Source organism: Shewanella sp. AC34-MNA-CIBAN-0136 (assembly GCF_040309945.1).
Taxonomy (GTDB): Bacteria; Pseudomonadota; Gammaproteobacteria; order Enterobacterales; family Shewanellaceae; genus Shewanella.
Genome location: NZ_JBEOPJ010000006.1, coordinates 89,025 through 113,272 on the forward strand (window position 1 = coordinate 89,025; position 24,248 = coordinate 113,272).

At 40.2% G+C, this 24,248-nt stretch carries 24 protein-coding genes; 8 read left to right on the forward strand and 16 right to left on the reverse strand.

Annotation, left to right across the window (positions count from 1 at the left end; genetic code table 11):
* The first annotated feature begins 371 nt into the window (after window positions 1-371).
* Complete coding sequence (elbB, locus tag AAEY94_RS07760; RefSeq protein WP_101088612.1) at window positions 372-1,025, forward strand: isoprenoid biosynthesis glyoxalase ElbB; 654 nt, start codon at window positions 372-374, stop codon at window positions 1,023-1,025.
* Window positions 1,026-1,107: 82 nt separating this feature from the next.
* Here elbB and glpG read toward each other — a convergent pair whose 3' ends face one another.
* From glpG to AAEY94_RS07785, 5 genes are all read right to left on the reverse strand, one after another.
* Complete coding sequence (gene glpG, locus AAEY94_RS07765; protein WP_350978256.1) at window positions 1,108-1,959, reverse strand: rhomboid family intramembrane serine protease GlpG; 852 nt, start codon at window positions 1,957-1,959, stop codon at window positions 1,108-1,110.
* Window positions 1,956-2,264 carry a thiosulfate sulfurtransferase GlpE gene (gene glpE / locus AAEY94_RS07770; RefSeq protein WP_101088610.1) on the reverse strand — a complete coding sequence of 103 codons (309 nt, stop codon included), beginning with the start codon at window positions 2,262-2,264 and terminating at the stop codon, window positions 1,956-1,958. Before glpE ends, glpG begins: the two co-directional genes overlap by 4 nt.
* Window positions 2,265-2,389: 125 nt before the next feature.
* Window positions 2,390-3,415: an L-threonine 3-dehydrogenase gene (gene tdh, locus AAEY94_RS07775; RefSeq protein ID WP_101088609.1), complete on the reverse strand. Its 1,026-nt coding sequence runs from the start codon at window positions 3,413-3,415 to the stop codon at window positions 2,390-2,392.
* Between the two features lie 103 nt (window positions 3,416-3,518).
* Window positions 3,519-4,712 carry a glycine C-acetyltransferase gene (locus AAEY94_RS07780; protein WP_101088608.1) on the reverse strand — a complete coding sequence of 398 codons (1,194 nt, stop codon included), beginning with the start codon at window positions 4,710-4,712 and terminating at the stop codon, window positions 3,519-3,521.
* Between the two features lie 328 nt (window positions 4,713-5,040).
* Complete coding sequence (locus AAEY94_RS07785; protein WP_350978258.1) at window positions 5,041-5,703, reverse strand: TetR/AcrR family transcriptional regulator; 663 nt, start codon at window positions 5,701-5,703, stop codon at window positions 5,041-5,043.
* Between the two features lie 117 nt (window positions 5,704-5,820).
* Between AAEY94_RS07785 and waaA the strand changes: the two genes are divergently transcribed.
* Window positions 5,821-7,083 carry a lipid IV(A) 3-deoxy-D-manno-octulosonic acid transferase gene (waaA, locus tag AAEY94_RS07790; RefSeq protein ID WP_162024166.1) on the forward strand — a complete coding sequence of 421 codons (1,263 nt, stop codon included), beginning with the start codon at window positions 5,821-5,823 and terminating at the stop codon, window positions 7,081-7,083.
* 90 nt (window positions 7,084-7,173) lie between these two features.
* Here waaA and AAEY94_RS07795 read toward each other — a convergent pair whose 3' ends face one another.
* The gene (locus AAEY94_RS07795) at window positions 7,174-7,902 is read right to left on the reverse strand and encodes a 3-deoxy-D-manno-octulosonic acid kinase (RefSeq protein WP_350978260.1); all 729 of its coding nucleotides are present in this window, start codon (window positions 7,900-7,902) and stop codon (window positions 7,174-7,176) included.
* A 110-nt stretch (window positions 7,903-8,012) separates the two neighbouring features.
* Here AAEY94_RS07795 and AAEY94_RS07800 point away from each other — a divergent pair, with 110 nt between their 5' ends.
* Window positions 8,013-9,044, forward strand: a complete 1,032-nt coding sequence (locus AAEY94_RS07800; protein WP_350978262.1) for a glycosyltransferase family 9 protein — start codon at window positions 8,013-8,015, stop codon at window positions 9,042-9,044.
* 42 nt (window positions 9,045-9,086) lie between these two features.
* Here AAEY94_RS07800 and AAEY94_RS07805 read toward each other — a convergent pair whose 3' ends face one another.
* A complete protein-coding gene (locus tag AAEY94_RS07805; protein WP_350978263.1) occupies window positions 9,087-9,935 on the reverse strand; it encodes a glycosyltransferase in 849 nt (282 codons plus the stop codon).
* A 41-nt stretch (window positions 9,936-9,976) separates the two neighbouring features.
* Window positions 9,977-11,092 (reverse strand): glycosyltransferase family 9 protein, encoded by a 1,116-nt coding sequence (locus AAEY94_RS07810; protein ID WP_350978265.1) that lies wholly within the window; start codon window positions 11,090-11,092, stop codon window positions 9,977-9,979.
* 218 nt (window positions 11,093-11,310) lie between these two features.
* On the opposite strand from AAEY94_RS07810, the gene AAEY94_RS07815 reads away from it, so the two are divergent.
* Together AAEY94_RS07815 and AAEY94_RS07820 are read left to right on the forward strand one after the other, a co-directional pair.
* Complete coding sequence (locus AAEY94_RS07815) at window positions 11,311-12,369, forward strand: CDP-glycerol glycerophosphotransferase family protein (protein ID WP_350978266.1); 1,059 nt, start codon at window positions 11,311-11,313, stop codon at window positions 12,367-12,369.
* An 8-nt stretch (window positions 12,370-12,377) separates the two neighbouring features.
* Window positions 12,378-12,770 (forward strand): FAD synthase family protein, encoded by a 393-nt coding sequence (locus AAEY94_RS07820; protein WP_011639339.1) that lies wholly within the window; start codon window positions 12,378-12,380, stop codon window positions 12,768-12,770.
* A gap of 100 nt (window positions 12,771-12,870) precedes the next feature.
* Here the strand turns inward: AAEY94_RS07820 and rfaD are convergent, their stop codons facing one another.
* The gene (gene rfaD / locus AAEY94_RS07825; RefSeq protein WP_350978268.1) at window positions 12,871-13,824 is read right to left on the reverse strand and encodes an ADP-glyceromanno-heptose 6-epimerase; all 954 of its coding nucleotides are present in this window, start codon (window positions 13,822-13,824) and stop codon (window positions 12,871-12,873) included.
* 56 nt (window positions 13,825-13,880) lie between these two features.
* Complete coding sequence (locus tag AAEY94_RS07830) at window positions 13,881-14,882, reverse strand: glycosyltransferase family 9 protein (RefSeq protein ID WP_182745106.1); 1,002 nt, start codon at window positions 14,880-14,882, stop codon at window positions 13,881-13,883.
* A gap of 503 nt (window positions 14,883-15,385) precedes the next feature.
* On the opposite strand from AAEY94_RS07830, the gene AAEY94_RS07835 reads away from it, so the two are divergent.
* Window positions 15,386-16,147 (forward strand): glycosyltransferase family 25 protein, encoded by a 762-nt coding sequence (locus AAEY94_RS07835; protein ID WP_350978270.1) that lies wholly within the window; start codon window positions 15,386-15,388, stop codon window positions 16,145-16,147.
* Window positions 16,148-16,448: 301 nt separating this feature from the next.
* Here the strand turns inward: AAEY94_RS07835 and AAEY94_RS07840 are convergent, their stop codons facing one another.
* From AAEY94_RS07840 to AAEY94_RS07855, 4 genes are all read right to left on the reverse strand, one after another.
* Window positions 16,449-18,638 carry a YjbH domain-containing protein gene (locus tag AAEY94_RS07840; protein ID WP_182745105.1) on the reverse strand — a complete coding sequence of 730 codons (2,190 nt, stop codon included), beginning with the start codon at window positions 18,636-18,638 and terminating at the stop codon, window positions 16,449-16,451.
* Between the two features lie 2 nt (window positions 18,639-18,640).
* Window positions 18,641-19,423, reverse strand: coding sequence for a capsule biosynthesis GfcC family protein (locus AAEY94_RS07845; protein WP_101088599.1), 783 nt, complete (start codon window positions 19,421-19,423; stop codon window positions 18,641-18,643).
* Window positions 19,420-20,136, reverse strand: a complete 717-nt coding sequence (locus tag AAEY94_RS07850; protein ID WP_350978272.1) for a YjbF family lipoprotein — start codon at window positions 20,134-20,136, stop codon at window positions 19,420-19,422. Before AAEY94_RS07850 ends, AAEY94_RS07845 begins: the two co-directional genes overlap by 4 nt.
* Window positions 20,137-20,222: 86 nt before the next feature.
* Window positions 20,223-20,513 (reverse strand): hypothetical protein, encoded by a 291-nt coding sequence (locus AAEY94_RS07855; RefSeq protein WP_162024155.1) that lies wholly within the window; start codon window positions 20,511-20,513, stop codon window positions 20,223-20,225.
* Window positions 20,514-20,748: 235 nt separating this feature from the next.
* Here AAEY94_RS07855 and coaD point away from each other — a divergent pair, with 235 nt between their 5' ends.
* Both coaD and AAEY94_RS07865 read left to right on the forward strand, forming a co-directional pair.
* Window positions 20,749-21,255 (forward strand): pantetheine-phosphate adenylyltransferase, encoded by a 507-nt coding sequence (gene coaD / locus AAEY94_RS07860; RefSeq protein WP_101088596.1) that lies wholly within the window; start codon window positions 20,749-20,751, stop codon window positions 21,253-21,255.
* A 4-nt stretch (window positions 21,256-21,259) separates the two neighbouring features.
* Window positions 21,260-22,768 (forward strand): capsule assembly Wzi family protein, encoded by a 1,509-nt coding sequence (locus AAEY94_RS07865; RefSeq protein ID WP_101088595.1) that lies wholly within the window; start codon window positions 21,260-21,262, stop codon window positions 22,766-22,768.
* A gap of 106 nt (window positions 22,769-22,874) precedes the next feature.
* Here the strand turns inward: AAEY94_RS07865 and mutM are convergent, their stop codons facing one another.
* Both mutM and AAEY94_RS07875 read right to left on the reverse strand, forming a co-directional pair.
* Window positions 22,875-23,690 (reverse strand): bifunctional DNA-formamidopyrimidine glycosylase/DNA-(apurinic or apyrimidinic site) lyase, encoded by an 816-nt coding sequence (mutM, locus tag AAEY94_RS07870; RefSeq protein WP_350978274.1) that lies wholly within the window; start codon window positions 23,688-23,690, stop codon window positions 22,875-22,877.
* A gap of 9 nt (window positions 23,691-23,699) precedes the next feature.
* Window positions 23,700-24,158: a hypothetical protein gene (locus AAEY94_RS07875; protein WP_101088593.1), complete on the reverse strand. Its 459-nt coding sequence runs from the start codon at window positions 24,156-24,158 to the stop codon at window positions 23,700-23,702.
* Window positions 24,159-24,248: the final 90 nt, after the last annotated feature.

The window sequence follows — 24,248 nt, forward strand, 5'->3', positions numbered from 1 at the left end:
TTATAGAGAAAAGCCAACAATCAGCCACGCCAAAAGACTCTCAGCCTGTGGATAAGTCTGTGAGTGAATTAATCAACGTTGCTGGATAGATTTTCTTACGGCTTGAAATGAAATCAGTAACTAGTTGAGTTATATGTTCTTTTTTATTTTTTGTGAGCTAAATATTATTTCTAATAAATATTACTAATTTGTGGACTTTTTTATTGATGTCAGTTAAGTCACAATCGAATTCAGTGATGTTTTATGACTAAAAAAAAGGCATCTAGCAAATTCGACGTTCTAAGTTAGCACGATTTTTAATCAGATCAATCGTTTTGTTGGTTTTTTGTTGTAAATTTTACATTATCAATTAAAAGTTGAAGGAAGATGTCATGAAAAAGATTGCTGTTTTACTGAGTGGCTGTGGTGTATTTGATGGGACTGAAATTCACGAGGCTGTATTAACCCTACTGGCGATTACGCGAGCGGGTGCTCAATATCAATGCTTTGCTCCAGATATTACCCAAATGCATGTGGTGAATCATTTAACCGGTGAGGTCAACACCGACGAAACCCGTAATGTATTAGTTGAGTCTGCACGGATCGCTCGTGGGGAAGTGCTTAATGCCAGTACATTAGAGGTAAGTCAATTTGATGGTTTGGTGATCCCTGGTGGTTTTGGTGCGGCTAAAAACTTATCCAATTTTGCAACCACAGGCAGTAATTGCCATATTCAGCCAATTGTAGAAAACTTTATTCGTGAGTTTGCGTTAGCGCATAAACCTGTCGGTTTTGTGTGTATTTCACCGGTGATGATCCCTCATATTTACGGCGCAGGTGCTATAGGCACAATTGGAACTGATTCTGAGACGGCTCATGCATTTACTGAAATGGGCGGTAAGCATAAAAATGTGCAAGTTGAAGATATTGTCGTTGATGAAGTCAATAAAATCGTCAGTACACCTGCGTATATGCTAGCAACGTCGATTTTAGAGGCACATATTGGCATTGAGAAGTTGGTTAATAAAGTACTCGAAATGGCTTAGTGATTTGGGCTGAGATGCATTGTGAATATGAGCGGATTAATGATAAAAAGAGTGCCACCTAAAGTGGCATTTTTATTTATAGTTAGCTGGTTTTAGTGGTAGGTGAGGTTCTACTATCAAATAATGCTTGGGCTAACCCAACACAAAGCCCTGCAATGTGGGCGCCATTCGCAATTGGCATGCCTAACACATCAGTAAAGCCGAGAACCAACCAAACGAGCATAAATCCCATATAAGATTGCGGCAAACTAATACCGCAGCTAGGTTTACGAATACCCATTAGCCAAGTGTAACCTACCACAGCGTATACGACGCCAGACAAGCCACCAAAATTAGGCCCTGTCATGTAAAACTGCACAATATTAGGCAAAGTGCCCGCGACAACTAATAAAAAAAGTAACGGTCGAGTACCCAAATTGGTTTCAATTTTACCGCCTAAGTACCACCACCACAGCAAATTAAAGATAATATGCATAGCAGAAAAGTGCATTAAGCTTGGGGTGAATACCCGCCACACTTGGTTTACATCACTGTCCGCAACGGCACTAAAAAAAGATAACTTAGTGAAGATGGCATCGGCAAAACCAAGGTTCATGCCCGCGAAAACGGCAACACAAGCAAAAAAGCACACTAATGTCAGTGGGCCTGCACCTGTCATAAACTGTTGAATTAAGCCTTTAGTTCCTGGGCCATAGTCAAATTTGGTATCCGTTGCACCGTTGTCCCAAGAGGCTTGCAAGTATTTACTATCGTATGGGTTTTTAGCAAACTCAATTAACTCGGCGCGAGCTTGGTTTTCATCGGCGGGGTTAGTGATTATTAGGCCAACACCTTGAGAATGAGTCACGGCATGGCATTGAATATTTAACCCTTTGAGGTGGTCAATAAATGCTTGTGCTGCACGTGCATTAGGTAGTTGGCCGATTTCTATCATGCGTGAGCCAAGCTCCAGGCACTATAACCACCATCTAAACTGTAGATGTCGTCAAAACCTTGTTCGTTTAAATAACTGGCTGCGCTTTGGCTGCTCATTCCATGGTAGCAGACAACAACGACAGGCTTGTCCATATCAGCACCGCCAATGAAGTCAGCTAGGTTTTCGTTGCTTAAATGGGTCGCACCTTCAATATGGCCAGCGGCAAAACTCGCTGCGTCGCGAATATCAACAACTTGTATGTCGTTAGATTCAGTCGACATATGGATAAGCTCATTAATAGACAAATGTTTAAAACCAGACATGATATTACCTATAAAAATATACAAATAGCGATGTGCTTAGCGTCAGTTTGCAACAAGGGGTTGTATTAATACAACCCCTTGTTGGTGTACTGACTCATTAAGCCACAATACTGAGACAGTAAAGCTTAATCCCAGTTCAATATAACTTTACCTGACTGGCCTGAGCGCATTGCATCGAAGCCTTTCTGGAAATCATCAATACTAAAGTGATGAGTAATGATAGGTGACAAGTCTAAGCCTGATTGGATTAAGCTTGCCATTTTGTACCAAGTTTCGAACATTTCACGGCCATAAATGCCTTTGATGATCAACCCTTTAAAAATGATTTTGCTCCAGTCGATGGCCATCTCGCCGCCAGGAATACCTAGCATGGCAATTTTACCGCCGTGGTTCATGGTGTCTAACATCGCGTGGAATGCCGATGGTACGCCTGACATTTCTAAACCGACGTCGAAGCCTTCTGTCATGCCAAGTTCTTTCATAACATCTTTAAGGTTTTCTGTTGCGACGTTAACCGCGCGAGTCGCACCCATTTTTCGGGCAAGATCAAGTCGGTATTCATTTACATCAGTAATCACAACATGACGAGCGCCGACGTGTTTACAAACCGCTGCAGCCATAATACCAATAGGACCCGCACCGGTAATCAACACATCTTCGCCGACTAAATCAAACGATAATGCAGTATGTACCGCATTACCGAATGGATCGAATATAGCCGCTAAATCATCTGGAATATCCGCAGGAATTTTGAAGGCGTTAAACGCTGGTAACACTAAATATTCGGCAAACGCACCATCACGATTCACACCAACGCCTGAAGTATTACGGCATAAGTGGGTACGACCAGCACGACAGTTACGACAATAACCACAAGTGATGTGACCTTCTCCAGATACACGATCGCCAATACTAAACCCACGTACTTCCTGGCCAACATCGACCACTTCGCCGACATATTCATGGCCGGCAATCATCGGAACTGGAATGGTTTTTTGTGACCATTCATCCCAGTTGTAGATATGCACGTCAGTACCACAAATCGCTGTTTTACGAATTTTAATTAGCAGGTCGTTGTGACCCATTTCTGGTTTTGGTGCATCGACCATCCAGATGCCTTCTTCAGGCTTTAACTTACTTAATGCTTTCATGTTGATGACCTATTTTTAGTCTGAGCTATCGTTAACCACTGTTACGCGATGCTGTTATTAATCTATGCTTCTATTAACCTATGCTTTTATTAGTCAAGTTAGCTTAGATAATGCCCATATCTTTACCAATACGGGTAAAGGCACCGATAGCATGATCAAGTTGCTCGCGAGTGTGCGCAGCAGACATTTGGGTACGAATACGCGCTTGGCCTTTTGGTACCACTGGGAATGAAAAGCCAACTACGTAAATATGCTCTTGTAATAAACGGTTAGCAAAGTCGCCGGCCAATTTAGCATCGCCAATCATGACTGGAATAATGGCATGGTCTGCACCACCTAAGGTGAACCCAACCGCAGACATTTGCTCACGGAAATAACGACTGTTTTCCCATACTGCTTCACGCAAGTCTTGACCTGTTTTTAGCATTTCAAGCACCCGGATAGACGCACTAACAATAGAAGGCGCTAATGAGTTTGAAAATAGGTAAGGGCGAGAGCGTTGACGTAACCACTCAACGACTTCTTTTTTCGCTGCAGTAAAACCACCCGATGCGCCGCCTAATGCTTTACCTAAGGTACCGGTAATAATGTCGACACGATCCATGACATTACAGTATTCATGGGTTCCACGACCATTTTGACCGATAAAGCCTACTGCATGAGAGTCATCGACCATCACCAATGCGCCGTACTTATCTGCTAGATCACATACACCTTGAAGGTTAGCGATTACGCCGTCCATTGAGAACACACCGTCAGTGGCGATCAAAATGTTGCGTGCACCAGCAGCTTGAGCTGCAATGAGCTGAGTTTCTAAGTCGGCCATGTCATTGTTGGCATAACGGAAACGCTTAGCTTTACATAAACGCACACCATCAATAATTGAAGCATGGTTTAGCGCGTCGGACACAATAGCGTCCTCGGCATCTAATAAGGTTTCAAAAAGACCCGCATTAGCGTCGAAGCAAGACGAGTACAAAATGGTGTCTTCCATACCTAAAAAAGCACTTAGGCTAGCTTCTAATTGCTTATGAATGTCTTGAGTACCACAAATGAATCGTACCGATGCCATACCAAAACCGTGACTGTCTAAACCGGCTTTTGCGGCTTTGATAAGTTCAGGATGATTGGCTAAACCTAAATAGTTATTGGCGCAGAAGTTAATCACTTCTTCACTGTTAACTTGAATAGCTGTTTGCTGAGCGGAAGCAATGACGCGCTCACTTTTGTATAAACCATCGGCTTTTACATCGACAATTTGCTGATTAATTCGGTCGTAAAAAGAGGTAGATGCCACCTGTGTTCTCCTAAATATGGTTATTATGCTTATCCAAATCACGCAGTAAAACACCGCGATAAATGACAGGGTGTTTTGGAGTTATTGGCATTCTAACCTTTATTTTTGCCGCTCTACAGCGTTTTTTTTAGTCGTCAGACCAACATGAGTTAGATTAGGGGTATCGACATATTCACATTAAAAAAACTAATCATTAACATGGTTGGTGACTGGATATGAAAGGCGGGTGATAACCCTAAGTTAATCCGCTAATAACTGATTCAATTGTAGTTGGTTATTGGCGGATTGGAAATTCTGTAATCGATGCGAGGTAAACGAAATACTTAGCTTATGTTTGCGCGACGCTATGGCGTTCTTGGCTGGCTATGTCTAAGTAGTGTTGCTCTAAACGACAAAATGTTGCGCTTGAAGTGGGAGTAGAGTAAGCCTGAAAAATCATCAAGACTCTTAATAGTCCATCGTATAGCGTGGCTTTAGTGATGGTTGATGTACTCGATTGAGTTAATTGGTAGCTAATCCAGAAACTGACCATCATTTTAATGGTGTCGGCAAGCGCGGTTACTTTATTATCATCGACGTCTAGGAAACCGTCTTTTTTGAGTTTGCGCAGTACATCACTTGAGCGAGTCAGTACTTGTTGTTGAGCATGTAAGTAGCGTTTCTTTAGCGCATCATCACGGCTTAAAATATCGGCTAAGTTGGCATACATAAACCTAAACTGCCATAAGGTATAGAACATGGCATCAAAATAACCCATTAATAATTCAATCGTAATAGGCACATCATCATAAGGCTTAAAGCCTGACTCTAAATGACTTTCATATAGACTGAAAATTGAATTAATAATGTCTTCCTTATTGCGAAAGTGGTAGTACAAATTGCCCGGACTAATGCCTAAATGGGCTGCAATATGGTTGGTGGTAATACTACGCTCACCGTGTTCATTGAATAGTTCTAAGCTGGTAAAAATGATTTTATCGCGGGTTTTCATGTGATTTCCATATTCATTATTGACTTATTGTCGCTCAAATAATTCGTTAAGCCGACTTAATATGAGTATGTTAACATTGTGCTTATCTGACAAGCAAAAATCGATGACCCATCTTACATGAACCGTATTGTTTATTCTTTGTTCCTATATTTGTTGTTTCCGCTGGTGATTCTTTATTTAGCATTTCGTGCCATAAAAAGTGTCGACTATCGTAGCCGTTGGTCTGAACGTTTCGGTTTTGCTAAGTTAACCAAAACGGATGTGTTGATCCACAGTGTGTCGATGGGAGAAACGTTAGCGGCGATTCCGTTGATTAAGCAGCTGATGACTGCGCACCCAGATTATGCTTTTACCGTTACTACAACCAGCCCAACAGGGTCTGCTGAAGTGACTAAAGCATTTGGCGATACAGTCCAGCATTGCTATTTACCGTTTGATTTTTCATATGCAATTAAACATTTTTTACGCCAATTACAGCCCAAAGTGTGCATTATCATGGAGACCGAGTTGTGGCCAAACTTAGTCCACTTTGCAGAGCAGCAACAAGTGACTCTGATTTTAGCCAATGCACGCTTATCGCAAAAGTCCGCTGATAAATACGCTAAAAAGCGTCGTTTGGCTGTGCCAATGTTAAACAAACTCAACTTGATTACCGTACAAACTAAAGCTGAAGCCGAACGGTTTATTACCCTGGGAGTGACTCGTCAGCGCATACATGTGTGTGGCAGTTTAAAGTTTGATCTCACTATTGATCCCATCAAAAAACAGCAAGCCAACACGCTTCGAGCCAAGTGGGATCGGGTTAATTCACCTATTTGGGTTGCAGGGAGTGTTCACCCCGGCGAGTTTGAGGCCATTTTGAGCGCCCATAAACAGCTACTAGCTTGTTTCCCGAATGCATTATTGATTATGGCGCCCCGACATCCTGAGCAATTTAATTTAGCGGCTATTACCATTACCCAATCTGGATTGACGTTAGCTAGACGCAGTATGAATGATGAAGTTAACAGCCAGACTCAAGTGTTACTTGGTGACACTATGGGGGAGCTAGTGATGCTATACGGTACAGCGGATCAGGCATTTGTTGGCGGGACACTGATTAATAATGGTGGTCATAACCCGCTTGAACCTGCTGCCATGGGGCTACCTGTATATGTCGGCCCCAACCATTGGGATTTTGCTGAAATCACCCAGTTACTTGCCGATGCTGGTGCATTAATCTGTATTAGCTCTGCAGATGAATTGGCGCAAGAATTACAAAATAAGTTTACCAATAGCCATATGTATCAATCCGCGTCCTTTGCTGGATTAGCAGTCGTTGAGCAAAATCGGGGCGCGCTTTTAAAGCAGTTTACCCTCATTAACGAGCTCATCGTGTAACATTTTTCTGTCAGTCATTTGAACATAAACGTATAAAAATAGACGCTCATTAGCGTCTATTTTTATCACCACCCCATACCAGAGTTAGCTTTAGATTGGGTTGATTCTTTGATAACCGGCAAGTAATTGCTGCCAATGCAGTTGACTAAATTGCAGCGTAGTCAGTTTAGCGTGCTCTTTGTTAAAAGAACGTAGCAAGCGGTCTAAATTGGCCTGTTGCCATGTAGGCTGTGGTGTGCGTAATTCACCTCTATCAAAGTCAATTAAATAGAATTTTCCGTGTGCCAGTAAGATGTTTTTGGCATTTAAATCGGCGTGATATACCCCACGTTGATGAAATTTGGCAATGGTTTCGCCTAATAAATACCATTGCGATTCTGTCATTGGGTTATGGCTTAAGTAAGCCACTAAATCATTTGCACCAGCAACATGTTCAATAATAATATCGGCTCGATACCATAAACCAAAACGTTCAACATTCGCCGCAATAGGGCGTGGAACCGTAAATCCTTCTTGATACAAAACTTCAAGAATCGCTAACTCTGCCACAGCACGGGTTCGTTGTAGGCCGGTATAGAAGTAGGCATCTCGGCTGAATTTTTCCATCATTCCACCGCGCCAATAATGGCGTAACACCCATGTTTGCGGGCTGTCCGAGTTTTCGGTTTTGACAAACCATGTGGTGTAACGGCCTTTGGACTGACCCACCACTGCATTTTTTTCTCGCCAACCATCAACCGCGAAGTCTTGCGGTGCTAAGTGTTGGGCAGTGGTTTCACACCATGCAATATGGCCAAGTTGGGTGTTTTTTATTTGCATCTAATTATCAATAGCATTGGTTAGATTGTGGATCGAAATAACATTATACCTTAAGATCACTAACTTGCCTTCACCGCCTTAATTCTTCACTCAAGCATATTGGATAATCAATGAAAGCTGACTTTAGTGCGATACGTTCATTATGTTTACTGCGTTTGTCTGCCATTGGTGATGTTTGCCACGCAGTAGCAATGGTGCAGGCTATTCAAAAACAGTATCCAGACCTGAGTATTACGTGGATTATTGGTAAGGTTGAATATCAATTACTTAAGCATTTGCCTGGGATCCAGTTTGTTATTTTCGACAAGTCCAAGGGCTGGCGTAGCTATGTTCAGTTACGTCGTGATTTACAAGGCCAACGTTTTGATGTGCTGCTGCATATGCAAGTTGCACTTCGTGCGACCATAGCCTCATTAATGATCAAGGCGCGGGTTCGGGTCGGGTTTGATAAGGCCAGAGCCAAAGAAGGTCAGTGGTTGGTGACCAATCACGCCGTTGACCCCTTGGCGACACCGCATGTGTTAGACGGTTTTATGGGCTTTGCTAAAGCCATTGGTGTAGAAGACTTAACGCCAAGTTGGAATATTCCTGTACCACAAGCCGACACCGACTTTGCCAAACAACTGGTGGGCGATGATAAAGTCATGGTGATTTGCGCAGCTGCCAGTAAGGCCGAACGCAACTGGCTGCCAGAGCGTTACGCTGCCGTTGCTGATTATGCTATTACGCAGGGATTCAGAGTAATGTTGTGCGGCGGCCCAACAGCGTTAGAAAAAAATCTAGCGGATGCGATTCAATCGCATAGCCAACAGCCATTGGACAACCAAGTAGGCAAGACATCTTTGACTCAGCTGCTTGCAGTGTTAAAACAAGCCAAGTTAGTGCTGGCACCTGATACTGGACCCTTGCATATGGCTGTCACTCAGGGAACACCAGTTATTGGTTTGTATGCTCATTCAAATCCAGGACGAACAGGACCTTATCTGTATCGCCAGTACACTGTCAGTGTTTACCCGCAAGTGATAGCCAAGCAATTTGATGCTCCAGTGAAATGGGGCACGCGTGCTAAAGGTGAGCATTTAATGGTGATGATAGAAGTTGATCAGGTAAAGGCTCAGTTTGATCAATTCATTAAGCAGTAAAAAGCTCGTCTTGAAGCGAGCTGTCATTATCTGAATTAGGATTTAATATTTATACTTGCCACGGAATAAACCAAATATCGCACTCAAAAGTGCTACAGGTAACTTTGTTTTTCGATGTTGTTTGAGTATGTACCAATTCCAAGCTTGTTTTTTATACTCAAGAATTTGTTCATTTGTTAATGTATCGTTGAACATATCGCAGAAATCGATGATGTATTTCAATTCTCTCATCGGGATATCTTGGCGATAACCTCTACCTGAATAATGAATGAAATCTGCTTTTTGATAATCATCATGCCCTAAAAGTTGCATACGATTAAAGTTAGCTTCTACACCTATGCTTTTTATATTATCTCTCCTGATGAGATAGTTAATATAGGTTTGATCGTAAAATTTAACGTTGTTACAAATAGCCTGCATTTCTTCAATATTGGCTTTATCAAATAGGCCGGTTTCTTTAGATAGCAAAAACATCCCAGAGTTGTAATAAACTATTTTATTGTCTTCTTTTGGCCAGTCGACCTCGCCTAAGATATTATTAATTTGCACCGCTTGCTCACCGCGATCGCGATGAGCCCCTTCATTGAACATATAAACCGTATCAAGGTCAGAATATAGTTCAAATATATCTCGTGCCCATGGTGTCACGATAATATCTGCGTCTAGATACAGTACTCGATCATATTCTTTGAGTATCTCTGAAATATATAGCTTTTCAGACCATGCCGGGCTGGAGTCAAATTTAGGGTTACTGACATGAATTTTATAATGCAGTTGATCTGAAACGATGACATCAGCCCCAATTCTTTTACCATAAGCTTTAAAGCTGGCAATGGCAGCGCGATACATTGGGTTATCGCCAATAGCGAGTGTAAAAATAGCCTTCTTCATCCGTTCACCTTGCGTATATTTATATATTGGGTGTTAAGTCTTTAACCGAGAGAGTTCATTTTTTTATATTGTTGGAATACTCGGTCAACGCTGATGTCTTCAATGTGGCCCCTACCTTCTGTTGCATACATGACATGCGATACCTCACTTTCTGGTGGTGCCCAATAAGGCTTTTTCTCACGCATCATCGCTAATAAAGGACGTTGAGCAGCAAAAGCAAAGTGCAATATTGCCGTATCGACTGTTATCACAAAATCGGAGTGTGCAATGAGTGATGGTAGTTCAAAAAAATGTTCGTTAACGGTGAAAACAGCCGTTTGCGTATTTGTTCGAACCGTAAATTTTTCAGTTTCAATACTAACAGAGTCAAAGTTTTCTTGAGTGACATTAATAATGAAACGTTGACTAGAATCAATTGCCGATATTTTTTCAATGAGGGAGAATAATTGTGATAATTTCCAATCTTTTTTCTCATTGGTTGATAAGTGATTTAAAAATATGAGTTTCCCTTGTTTTTCTGGGTCACTAAATTTGGAGTTTAACCACGACTGAGTAATGGGTTCAATTGCGTCCGGGGTCTTTAACGTCGGCATTAATTGCTCGGAAGTTAAGGTAAGTCCCAAAACTTCACTAAATATCATATTGTATCTGTCAGTAATGTGGTGCGACTTAGGTAAGTTACTCTCATCTAAAATAAAAGTATGGCCTGAATGGCGAAAAAATATCTTGTTTAACCATCCAAATGAAGCACTTTTAGGGATGCTCGACACGATAAACGCTTTGTCGTTTATGCTGCGAGCGATTTGTGAATATTGTCGACTTTTACTGACAGAATGACAAAAAATAATGTCATACTTACGCAGTTTGGCTTGCTCCACATGGCTTTGCATTGCTAATTTTGAATCAGTGCAGCCGTAAGTGAGCTTAAAGGCACCCTCTGTATCCATCCATTGTTGCAAAATTTTGCTTCTAGATAAGCGCCAGCTATCACTATTACAGCGAATATCATCTAACCATATGTCGATTTCAATATGAGCATATTGCTTTTTTAAAGCGATAAGAAAGGTTTTTAAGTAAAGGAAGTCACCTAACGCAACTGGCGAAATAAACAGTAAGCGTTGACATGTTTGCAATTGCTTTGTAGACACTATTGGCATATGAATAGACAGCTTTGTTGATCGTTATACTTGAAATAATACCTTGAAAAGAGGGCTTTTTGAATCAATACCTTGAGAAAAGCTAATAGATGTATTGATTTCATTTGATATCAGATTGGTCGGTTGAGAGGATTAGATGTAAATTGAGGCGTGTTATCATTTATACTAGTGCTCTTTGCAAATTCTGATGCGGAATTATTAATAGGAATTGACTTGCGATGATTTGTTTTGATGTTTTACATCCCTATTATTTACCACAATACTTTCCTGTCGCTGAAGAGCTACAGAAGCGTTCGGTTCCTGTGACATATGTTATCTACAAGAGTGTTGATCAGCAGTCGGTATTGGAAGCGCTTGTAAGTAAGCATCAGCTAAATGTTGTCTGGGTTAATGATGAATCAGAAGCGCTTGAATTTTATTTGTTGAACAAGCCTCAATGGGTTGTGTTCGGTAATGCATTTGCTTCAGCGTCACGATTAAAAGGGATCAGTCAGACTGCTTTGATGCAGCATGGTGTCGGGCCAAAGTCGGTATATTATACTGTTTCAAAAGGCGATATTGAAGTTCGCTTTGTGGAAGGGCAATATCGTTTAAAGCGATTACAGGAGATGTTTCCTGAAAAAGTGTTCATTGATACTGGTTATGCCAAGCTAGATCCAATTATCCAAGGAGATGAACAGGGTTTAGACTTAGCTTCTTTAGGATTAGATACTAATAAAAAAACCTTGTTATATGCGCCGACATTTTACCCAAGCAGCATTGAAGAAATGGCTAAAAATTGGCCATCTCAATTTTCTGAATATAATATATTGCTCAAACCACATTATTTTTCATTGAGTAAATCAAATTATAAAAAACAAAAAGCGCTGCTAACTCACTGGGCTAGTTTCGACAATGTCTATTTAGCGCCTGCTGAAGAAGCAAATTTATTACCTTTCATGGTCTCTGCCGATGTATTAATTAGCGATGCTTCATCTGCCTTATTTGAATTTGCCGCATTAAATAAACCTGTTGTATGGTGTGATTTTTATCACTTACGTTGGTCTTATCGTGGGATTTTTAAATTCAGGTTTAAGAATCGTGTCGATCAAGATTTATACCGCTACGCAGACATTGCTGCGCACGCCAGAACATATAAAGAATTGAAGCAAGTTGTTGATCAACAGATAGCACATCCAGAGTTGTTTGCGCCTCAGCGGACGCAATATACGGCAGAGCTAGTGGGTGTTGTTGATGGCCTTTGTAGCCAACGAATTACTGACTATTTATTAGAATAAGGATTTAGATGAACATTATTACATTCGGTACTTTTGACATGTTTCATATTGGTCATTTAAATATTTTAGAAAGAGCGAAAGAGTTAGGCGGTAAGTTGGTTGTTGGGGTGTCATCTGATGCTCTTAATTTTAGTAAAAAACAACGAAACCCGATTTGCGATGAAATCGATCGAATGAGAATTGTCGCGGCTCTATCCTGTGTAGATCAAGTTTTTCTTGAAGAGTCATTAGAGCTTAAAGCCGAGTACATTCAAAAGTATCAAGCTGATTACTTAGTGATGGGGGATGATTGGGAGGGACGTTTTGATCATCTATCTCATCTATGTAAAGTGGTGTATTTACCAAGAACCCCTGCGATTTCAACAACAATGTTAATTGAGATCGTTAAAGAAATTAGATAGTGAGTTAATCATTTCTATGAAACAGAAACATGCTATGGATAAAAAACGCCATAGCATGTTGCTGTTAAGCTAGTTTTCGCTTCGTAAGAGCTATAAACCGTTATTGACCAATAAAATGTTGGGTTTTAAGCCAATCTAAATATTCAGGTACAGCTTGCTCAACCGTTTTAAACTCAGCTTGATAACCAGCCGATCTTAATTGAGTTAAATCTGCTTGGGTATAACTTTGATAAGCGCCTTTCAATTTGTCTGGGAAAGGAATGTATTCAATGTGCCCTTTACCATGATAAGCAATCACAGCATTGGCAACATCATTAAAGCTTTGCGCTTGGCCTGTTCCGCAGTTATATATGCCCGATACTGATGGATTCTGCCATAGCCATAAATTGACGTTAACCACATCTTCGACAAACACAAAGTCACGAAGTTGCTGACCATTTTCATAACCATCAACACCTTCAAACAAACGACACACACCATTAGCGTTAATTTGGTTGTTAAAGTGGAACGCCACACTGGCCATGCCACCTTTGTGTTGTTCACGTGGACCATAGACGTTGAAATAACGTAATCCTGCCACTTGGCCAGTGAGCTTTTGCTGTCTTACATATTGATCAAATAAGAACTTAGAGTAAGCGTAGACATTGAGCGGTTTTTCGAGTTCGCGTTGCTCAATAAACTTTTCGCTGCCACCATAGACAGATGCAGAAGAAGCATAAATAAATTGGCAGTTATTAGCTTGGCTGTAATGCAATAATGTTTTTGAATACTCGTAGTTATTGGTCATCATAAACTTGCCATCCCACTCGGTGGTCGATGAGCAAGCGCCTTGATGGAAAATGACTTCAAGTTTGTTATCAAAATCGCCCGCTTTGATTTGCTTGATGAAATCATCTTTATCAAGATAATCAGCAATTTCACAATCGGCTAAATTGAACATCTGGGTGCCGTCAGTTAAGTCGTCTACCGCAATAATGTCATTTCGGCCCATGGCATTAAGTTGTTTTACTAAATTACTACCAATAAACCCGGCTGCGCCTGTCACAACTATCATATTCGTATTTCCATTATTGTTGCTCGCGATGAGCTAATTTAACACACTGCGACAATCTAAGATTGTTTGTTCAAAAAGTCGGCTATTTCATTCGATACCTGATCAAAATTGATTAATGCCATATTACGACCCGTTCTTTTTCCTACGGGAGGCGTATAAGCAAATCGTTTGCTTGGTTCAGATAATGTTCCCCATCTAATATGAGGTGTTGAGCGTCTTCCTGCGTAAAATCCAACAGTAGGCACATTATGTAAGCCCGCGATATGCAGAGGCCCTGTTGAGCCGGCAATAAACATGTCTGCAGCTACCAATGATTCGGAAAAATCAATCAAACGGTCTAACGGCTTAGCCAGCGATATTTTAATTGAGGTATTGGCCAGTAACGTTTGAATTTCTTTTGCTAGCTCCAGTTCACTTCCGTTAAATGTTAAAATAAAATGGCATGCTGATTGAGTTTGTTGATCAACATTTATCATTAACTGAACTAGCTTTTCTACAGGTACGCAACCAGAAGAGCCACCGGTACCTGGATGAATAAAAATTAGCTTTTCGTTGGTTAACTTTTGGTAGTGTTGTTGCCAATATTCTTTGCGATCACTCATATCCCAAAATCTATCAGGTAGTTTAGGAATGGCATAACCGTGGTGAGTTAAGAAGTGCTCTACAAGCATACACGCACCTCGCCAGCAGCCTTCACTGTTTAAGTATTCATTGCTTGCTCGATGTTTATATAAATATTGATACCAATTATGTTTAGGTACTAATTTATATGGAATATTGCTTTTGCTAAGGATTTTATAAATTCGAAATTCTGACAACAGAATGATTACAGCATCGTAATGTTGCTTCGCAATTTGCTCAGCAATGTCTGTATCATCTTTTGAGTCGATAATAGTGTTGTCTACATATGGACAGGCTTCAGCAAAGGACTTAACAACCGGTGCGACAAATACATCAATAGTCGCTTCGGGCATTGCTTTTCTGAGTAAATAAAGTGCTGGCCATGTCAGTACAAAATCGCCAATTTTATCGTGTTTGATGACTAAGATTTTTTTCATATGACTGTCTGAAAGATAAAATATTAACTTAATTCCATCAGATGATGGGGCTTATTGTATTGTGACTTTTAACGATTCTCTCAACGGCCATGATGATTGGCGCAAGAGCTGTCACAGAGTATATCAACTCAAGACCGTTTGTTCATCGTTTGCATGCGGAATTGTATCAAGGGTTAACAAATATCGGTTGCTATTGTTAACTAATCTAGCCATTGTGATGAATTTTTTGACAACAAGCTAAAGCCAGAATATTAATGATATACTCCCAAACCTCTCACTGTAAAAATGGTGAAATGCATGTGAGTGCAAGGACGCAAAACAACCACGGTTTTCTTAAGGGTTGTTTTCAATTTATTCAATGGATTAAATCAAATGTCACTAGTAAAAGTAACCTAACGGTAGCATCAACCATTTTATTCAGCAGATGTCGCCATTACTGAATATTCTAGGGTTAAATATCAGTAGTTGAACATGATTAAATTGGGTGTTTGGGTTAGTAATATATGAAATGTAAAGTTTTTCTCATTAATTTAGATAACAGTACTGAACGATTTACGTTCATGGATGAGCAGCTAAAACAATTAGGTATCGAATACCAACGTATTTCCGCCGTATACGGTAAGGATTTGCACGATATCGATATTGCGAAAGTGTATGATCCGCAAACAAACCTTCAAAAATACGACAAAAAGCTTAATTTGGGTGAAATTGGCTGCTACCTAAGCCATGTCCAATGTTGGCAAATGATTATTGAACAACAGTTAGATTACGCTTTAATTCTTGAGGATGACTCTATCCTAGATCCTGCGTTAATGACGGTGATACAACACATTAATAATCTTTCTGCTGATTGGGATTACATTAAATTGTGTCACGGGCGTAAGCCCAAAGGTATTGTAAAATCGATTGTGCTTGATGATCGCTTTAGTTTATCCACATGTTTAAAGTTACCAGCTTCAACCCGCGGCCAATGCGTGTCATTTGCTGGAGCACAAAAATTATTAGCAACGGCATACCCTATTGCCCGTCCTGTTGATATTGATATTCAATTTTGGTTCGAAAAACAATTACGTTGCTTTGTTGTAAGACCTTTTCCTGTGATTGGAACCGATTTAGACAGTGATATTAATCGACAAGGTAGACGTACTCATGTTGAACGTCATCATTTATTGCGTATTTGGCAAAAAGTGAAGTTCGAGCTGAAATTGTTGAAACATAAACAACATCTGCCATCACTTCCTAGATTCAACAGCAATAAACCATAGTGATTTTACAAGGTAAGTAATCTGAACTTTAGATAATTTACCACCATAATTGTGTTTTATACCGCTAGCCTAGTTGGTTCCATTTAATAGTAATTGATTCACTTCTGAGGAGGATGAATTAATTTGCTTTGTTATCAAGGTTTGGACTCACATGCAGGTTTTTCTGGAATACTGAATTTGAAAAAATGCTTAATTTTTTCTTCATTTCTTATTCTGAGTTCTGGTGAAAGAAGGGTAGTGATTGCTTTTTGTATTTTAATGGGGACGATGTGAAGTTATTCATATCGCCCCTCATTGGCATTTATTTTGTTGTAGAAGGCTTATTTAGCCAAGGTGCTCGGGCATCAGTACCGCCATATAATTCAAATTTACGTCCTAACTTTTGGCCACCATCACGAGTTAATGGCTGCCAAGCAAGATTTCCGCGATTAGTTACTGGCGTAGGTAATATGGCATCAAACGGGATCGAGATATAAAATCCTTTGGTGAAACTACCTTCGCCGAATTGATCAGCAGACAAGTTTGTCTTAGAGGCGAATGCACCCACAATTACCCCACTATCAAATTGCTTAGAAAAATCTACAGTAACACCGCGATCTTCTGCTAAGTACTGACCATAGCTAACCTTAAGTAGTACATCATCGAACCAGCTTGGTTGATAATATACGCTAGCATGACCAGTGAATGTACCTGTTTGGGCACGGTAAAAACGTCCTGAGTCAGGATCAAAGTTTATTTCTTGATCAAAGAACCCGAAAAGATTATCTGGGTCGCGTTGTTTCACGTAGTTTACATCTACCCCAAATGCCCATTCACTGTTCATCGGTCTGTATAGTACTTCGCCACCAACACCACCAAACATCATTTCTAGATAGCCTACATACGCTTGGGCATAGATATTTTCACTGAGTTTATCTAACCAAGTTAGTTGTAGATTATCAACACGAACTGGATTATCTGATACGTATTGTCGGACCAAAGTTCTGACACGTTTTAAGTCAGTACCATCTGGTGGTGTTTCATATTTAAATTGGTCGTAGTTATCAAACAAGTTGATATAAATAGAGCTACTTACTTCTAAATTGTCTGTTAACCAACGGCCTGCAGATCCGTTGATACCTAAGTTAAAGAGGTAAAAATTTTCTGAACCACCAAAAGATTGAGCTAGTTTTGGCGCAAAGCCATAGTTCCATTGGTCAGGCGTTTCCCAATCGGGTTTTTCAGTAGGTAGAGTGGGTTCGATTACTTTAGTGCTATCTTCAATATTTGCATTAATGTAGTTATACTGAACAGCATCTTTAAATTTCTGAGCATCAATATCTGTTTCAGTTGTAGGTAAATGTGCAGTATTTTCAATAATTTTGAAGGTCTTGGCGCTAGGAAACTGATTCACTAAAATACGTCCAGCCTGATTGTGTGCGTATTTTCTGTCACGATATTTTGTTTGAGTTGCTACTACGGTGACTTCATCATTTTTGATGTAAATCTTGGCGCCTTTGTATCCTGCATCATAAGCCAGTCGTTTATTTAATTCTGGTAAATCAACTTTGCGATCGGCTATATCAGGTTTATCTTTAATAGCTTGCTTTGGTGTGTCACGCCAGTTCGATTTTAAGGTATTAAAATTAGTCGCTAAACTAAAGCCTAATGTCCAGGTGTTACCGCGTTCATAACTCAACTTAAAGTCGCCCCAGTTACTCACTTTATACAATAAACCATAGTTTATTGGGCTACTTTGTTTAAGTTCATTACCAGTACGTAAAGCGGCAAAGTCAGACTTATAATCATTACCATCGTACTCAACCTTTATACGTAAAGGATCCCAAGGCGTTTGATATTCTATACCAGCGAAAACTGCACTACAGCCTTTAAACCAACGTTCAAAGTCAACATTGCCGCCTTTGCCTTTGTAGCCGGTATTTCGATTGCAATCGACAGATGACGATTTGTTAGCGTTGGTTAAATTACCGCGGTTACCTATATAACCCCAACCCATACCAATAGTTGCATCGAACGGACCAAATCCTTTGGTCATAGCAATATATTCGCTATCGAATAAGCCGGTACCGCCGATATCTCGTACGCCGATAGACGTTTCAGGTACCCAATAGCTTTCTTCTAGTAAGCGCAGTTTTACGTCGATACCTTTGTCGGTGTAATAAGTATCACCACTAAATTCAGGGTCATTACTGTAAAGCACATCAGGAACTTGAGTGTAACGAATAGTGGTTTCTAACCAAGGGAAAAGTTGGATTGATAATGCACCGTGATAATAATCTTCGTTAAAAGTGGCGTTAACACTAAACTCACCTTCAGCGGCCATTCTACCTGTAGGCATTTGAATCAGACCTACACCGCCAAAGTCATATTGTGAAGGAGTAACTTTCTGTTTAGATAACTCATCACCTAGCGCTTTTTCGGATACAAGTACACTGCTAAACATAAAAGGAATGGCGAAAAGGTAACTAACATTCTGCTTGACATTGCTCATGGTTAACGTATCCAATATTTTAATAATTCAATCACTTGTTGATTTAATACTTGTTCATTTTCTTGAGCACCTTGAAATTCAAGGTAAATAATTGCCCCCGGCGCAATATCAATATGGTGATTATTCCAATAGGCTATTGGGTAATGTTCAACTTTTCCATCAGGTTGAATTAACCATGCAAAACTGTTGTTTGAATCATCTATTGGTAAAGCCCAATCGAGGTATTTCGTTGCATTTTGCCTGACTCGAAACGGTTGTTTGCCATTTTTCTCTACTGCACCTAATACCATTACATATCCAGGTTTGGTTGGTAATGAGAATAAATAGTGTCCTGAAATAAGTGGATTTAGTTCTTCTTTAAGTCTTGCTGAGTCAAAGTCCAAAATAATTGCTTCACGTTTTGCGAATTCATTAACCGTTATCCAATCTGATAATGCTTTTATTGCTTGAATATTTTTTGGCTTATTTTTATTGGAATCTTGGTTACTCAGTAAATGTAAAACTTGTTGTTGCTGGTTTTCTACTGCCGTGGCGGCGGATAGGTCATAAAGTCCGGCAGATGACCAATAGATAGGTTGTGGCTGGATGTCATTTTGAGAAACTAATTTACTAATGTTTGCCAAACTGTCTTCAACAACTTGCACCAATCGTACAGGTTGTGAATATTCAAGCGTTAATGTTCTTGTTGCTGTTGCTGATTGTGTGACGGTAATTGTTGTTTCAGCGCTGACACTCCGAGCAAGAAAAATTAATAAAAACGGTAGTAATCTAATAAACAGCGTCATTTTATATCCTCAAATGTATAAGGCTTTAACAGCGTGATATCAATATAAGGGAGATTGGGAGCAATTTTTTGGTTGCTTTTAAAGACCACTCCAGAAGTGGCATCAATCCAAAACTGGTTGTTGTATTCGATACCTAATTTGGGAATAAATACATGTTCATCAAACCTTTTCAATAGCATGGGACTCTCATTGATGATTACGGTCTCATCAGCAATAAAGGTAAAGGTTGATTGCTGCTTGTAACTAAAATGGTAACCGGGTTGCCAATCAATGGTACTTTGCCATTGCATTGGTGTGCTGGTTAAATGAAGTCCTAATGAAATTGGATCGATTTGTTCGCTGCTAAGGGCGATAAGGTTGCCATCAAACAAATTAACTGTTTTCAGTAAGCGACCGTTGCGAGTAACGAGCATCGCAGCATCAGATGATACCCACTTTAATTCAGCATTTTTTTTTGAAAATGGCGTAGCAGGGATTGTCTGTGGTGCTTCAGCAAAAGCAAGTAATACATAGGCTTGAGAAGACTTATTTACTCTGACGTAGATACTGGCATATGGACTACTTTCAATTTTGCTTGCTGAAATGACCGAGTCAGGCGGTCCGATAATACTTTCTTTAACCATATCAGCAATTTGGGATGAAGTGTTACTGCAACCAGATAAGGTGATCAAAGAGATAACAAATAGAGTTTTGCTATTTAAAATAAAAGGCATACTAGCTCAATTCCTTAAGCTTTATAATATTTATGGAAAATAAAAAAAGCACATTAAAAATGTGCTTTTTTATTTTACTAACGACTTTAGTTTGTAACTGAAGTTGTAGTAGTGCCTGTACCAGTGCTCGTTGTTGTTGTACCAGTGCCAGTACCAGTACCTGTGCCATTCTCAGAATTACTATCATTCACAGACACAGCAACTACGCTAACAATAACTCCAGTAGCAACAGCAATACCACCTACAGCTACAGCACCTAAGCCACCAGCACCAGCACCAGCACCAGCACCAGTACCAGTACCTGCAGTTTCTTCAGCCGCTTGAGCTGAACTAACCATTAATAAAGCAGTTGTTAACGCTATAGCTAATTTTTTCATATTCAAAGTATTCCCGTAAAATATCCAAACAAACCTATGATAGATTAGCATACAATCAATTCACTTCCATATTAAATTCGATATTATTGGTTAATAAATATTCAATGATGTTGAGATAGTAATTTATTGGATTTCAATTTTTTTACAAAAAATGTTTAATTAATTGTTGATGACAAGTGTGTTGAGACATAATAAGCAGATAAAATCACTGAACACTAATCAAAATGGCATTATTATGCACAGAAGAGCTATTTATCCTGGTACGTTTGACCCAGTGACCAATGGTCATGCCGATTTAATTGAACGTGCAGCACGCTTATTCAAGCACGTGATTATCGGTATAGCGTCAAATCCTTCTAAGCAACCTCGTTTTTCTCTTGAAGAGCGTGTCGCTCAAGTCAATTTAGTGACAGCACATTTAGATAATGTTGAAGTTGTTGGCTTTACTGGTCTATTAGTTGATTTTGCTAAAGAGCAACATGCTAGTGTCTTGGTGCGTGGATTGCGAGCGGTATCTGATTTCGAATACGAGTTTCAGTTGGCAAATATGAATCGCCGTTTGAGCCCTGATCTTGAAAGTGTGTTTTTAACCCCAGCGGAAGAAAATTCATTTATTTCGTCAACGTTAGTCAAGGAGGTCGCATTACATGGGGGGGATGTAAGTCAATTCGTTCATCCACAGATCGCAGCTGCATTGAAACAGAAAGTGGCACAAATTCAAGCCGAAAATAAAGGTAAGTAATCGTATGATAAAGGGATTTAGTTTGATCAAGGTTGCCGTCACGCTTGGCTTAAGTACTATGATTATCACAGCGGATAGTGCTCAAGCCGCACCATGGGTAGATACCTCCGATATCTATTTGCGTGCAGATATTCAAGCGTTAGCTGATGCCGGAGTGATTAGTGCACCTATTAATACATTCCCATTAATGTGGTCTGGTATTGGGACTGATTTGGCTCAAACTGAACCTGCTTTGTTAACGCCTGATTTAGTTGATGCTTTTGCACGAGTTAATTTTTACTACCAAAATGCTGTTGGTAATCGTGGTAACACCAGTATAAAAGTGGCTGCCGCATCTGATGAGGCACGCTTTCAACATTTTGGCTCAGATTATCGTGAAAAGGGCCAGTTACAAGGCTCACATGAATACACTGGAGAGCGATTTTCTTATAAGATTTCTGCATCGGCTAATTATAACCCTGCGGACGACGAGGAAATCCGTTTAGATGATTCTTATATTGCGGTAGTGCTAGGCAATTGGATTGTCACAGCCGGTAGCGTCGGCCAATGGTGGGGGCCTGGATTTGATTCCTCACTCCATAAATCAAATAATGCTCGCCCAATGCCATCTTTAATGGTCAGTCGTAATAATTCACAAGCATTTGAAACGCCTTGGCTGTCATGGATAGGCGATTGGAGTTTAACGGGCGGTGTGAGTATGACCGAGGAAGATCGTTATGCTTCGCATACCCTATTATGGAATCTTCGTGGGGCAATTAAGCCACTTAAGCAGTTAGAAATTGGCTTATCTTGGACTACTCAGTTTTGTGGTGAAGGTCAGGAGTGTAGTTTTAATAGTGCAGTTAAATCTATTACCGGGCAAAGAGATTGCCGAATTGATACTGAGTTATATGAAGGTTGTTCGAATTATGGTAATCAAATGGCGGGTTTTGATATTCGTTATGCAGACGAGTGGTTTAATGTTCCAGTAGGACTTTATTTTGAAAGAACCTGCGAAGATTCAACTGGCCAGCCATGGGAAATCGCTGATTGCGCTAAAATGGTTGGTGTTGACACAAGGATTAACTTTAATAGTCAGCAGTATAAATTATTCTTAGAATATACCAATACTTTGGTGTATTGCTTTGAAAATGAAACGGATGCAAATTCAAACTGTTTTTACGAACATTCAACCTACCTCAGTGGCTCACGTTATTATGGTCGTGCTTTTGGAAGCACCTACGACAGTGACGCTAATGTGTATGTTTTAGGGTTAATAGGCCAATTTGATAATAGTCATGGGTTTACTACGTTACTACGATATGCTCAGCTTAATAAAGACGGTGAAAACTTTGATAGTGTTTGGGCTCCACAGCCATTGAAAGAAGATATCATGATGCTGGAATTGTCATATCGTTTGCCTATGTTTAACGGCATGTTGACCTTAGGTGGCAGTGTGGCTAATTCGGAGTTTGAAGTGCAAGACGATGACACTCAAGGTACGGTTTTTTCGACTTACGAATATAAGTTTTAAGCGTTAATGGTTGATTAACCCGAGTTGAGGTTGATGATATGAGGGAGCCCAATGGCTCCCTTTTTTATGCGTAAATTGACATGCGATTTAGGCGTTATTTATCCGACTAACGCTGTTGGCATAAACCACAGAAAACCGTGGTACGTTGGCCCAGTTTTATCTCACTTAATAAATTGCCACAGGCTGTACAGGTTTCGCCGCCACGACCATAAACATGCAGTTTTTGGGCAAAATAACCTGGCTTACCATCGGCATTAGTAAAATCTTTTAATGTTGTTCCACCTTGTTCAATGGCGTGAGCCAAAATTTGCTTAACCTCGCTGACTAGAATCGTTAACCGTTCTAAATCAATGCTTCCTGCCGCGGCTTCGGGGTGGATCCCGGCAGCAAATAAAGCTTCGTTGGCGTAAATATTACCGGCTCCAACCACGATGTGATTATCCATTAAGCACAGCTTAATCGCCTTTTTCTTGCCAGCAAGTGCTGCTTGTAATTGTAATGGCGTGAAATGAGGACTTAGTGGTTCTGGGCCAAGCTTTGATAGCAGTGGATGGGCTTCTTCTGGTAATTCATACCACAACCAAGCACCAAAGCGACGTGGATCGTTAAATCGCAACATGCGGCCATTTTCGAGTACTAAATCAATATGGTCATGTTTTTCGATTGGGGTATTGCGCGGTAAAATACGTAAGCTGCCTGACATGCCTAAATGCACTATTGTCATTCCTGCATTGGTATCAATGAGTAAGTATTTCGCTCGTCTGCGGACATTGGTAATACGCTGACCAACAATGTTTTGAGCAATAGCCGGCACAGGCCAACGAAGCGAGGCATTGCGCACAATCAATTCACTTACCGTTTGTTCAATAAGGTATGGACTGATCCCTAGGCGGGTTACTTCAACTTCTGGTAATTCAGGCATAATGACTCATTATTTTGGTTGAGGAGGTATGGCTAATATAGGTTGTAACCCGGCCCGTAAACTCGGCGGTACTAGATACCAATTTTGACTGGACGATTGTAACAAGCCTTCATTTGGAAAGTAGCGCCATAATTGTGTTGTTTGCATATTATCGATAGCAATAGACAGTGTTTGCTCTTTAAGGCTATGTTCAGGCTGATTTTTTAATGGTGATACACTAATATTTTGCCATGATAAAGCCCATTGCTGACAATTGAGCACCTGCGAATGACACTGCCACTGTCCGTCTTGTTGACTTAACCAAATACCATCAAGTTGTAATTGTTTCAACGGCAGCTGCAGATCAAATAAAGGCACGGTATCATCCGGGACATTGGCGGTTTTGTCATTGATAAAAGACAACACCGCAATCATAAATACACTGGCACCAATAATAATATAGTTCCAACTTTTACGTGACAGAGCCATAAATCACCTTAATGTGGATTAAAACTATCTCAAACTGGTAATGTAACGCGCAAGTTTGAAGCGGAAAATCATGGCATAAGTGTACCATTG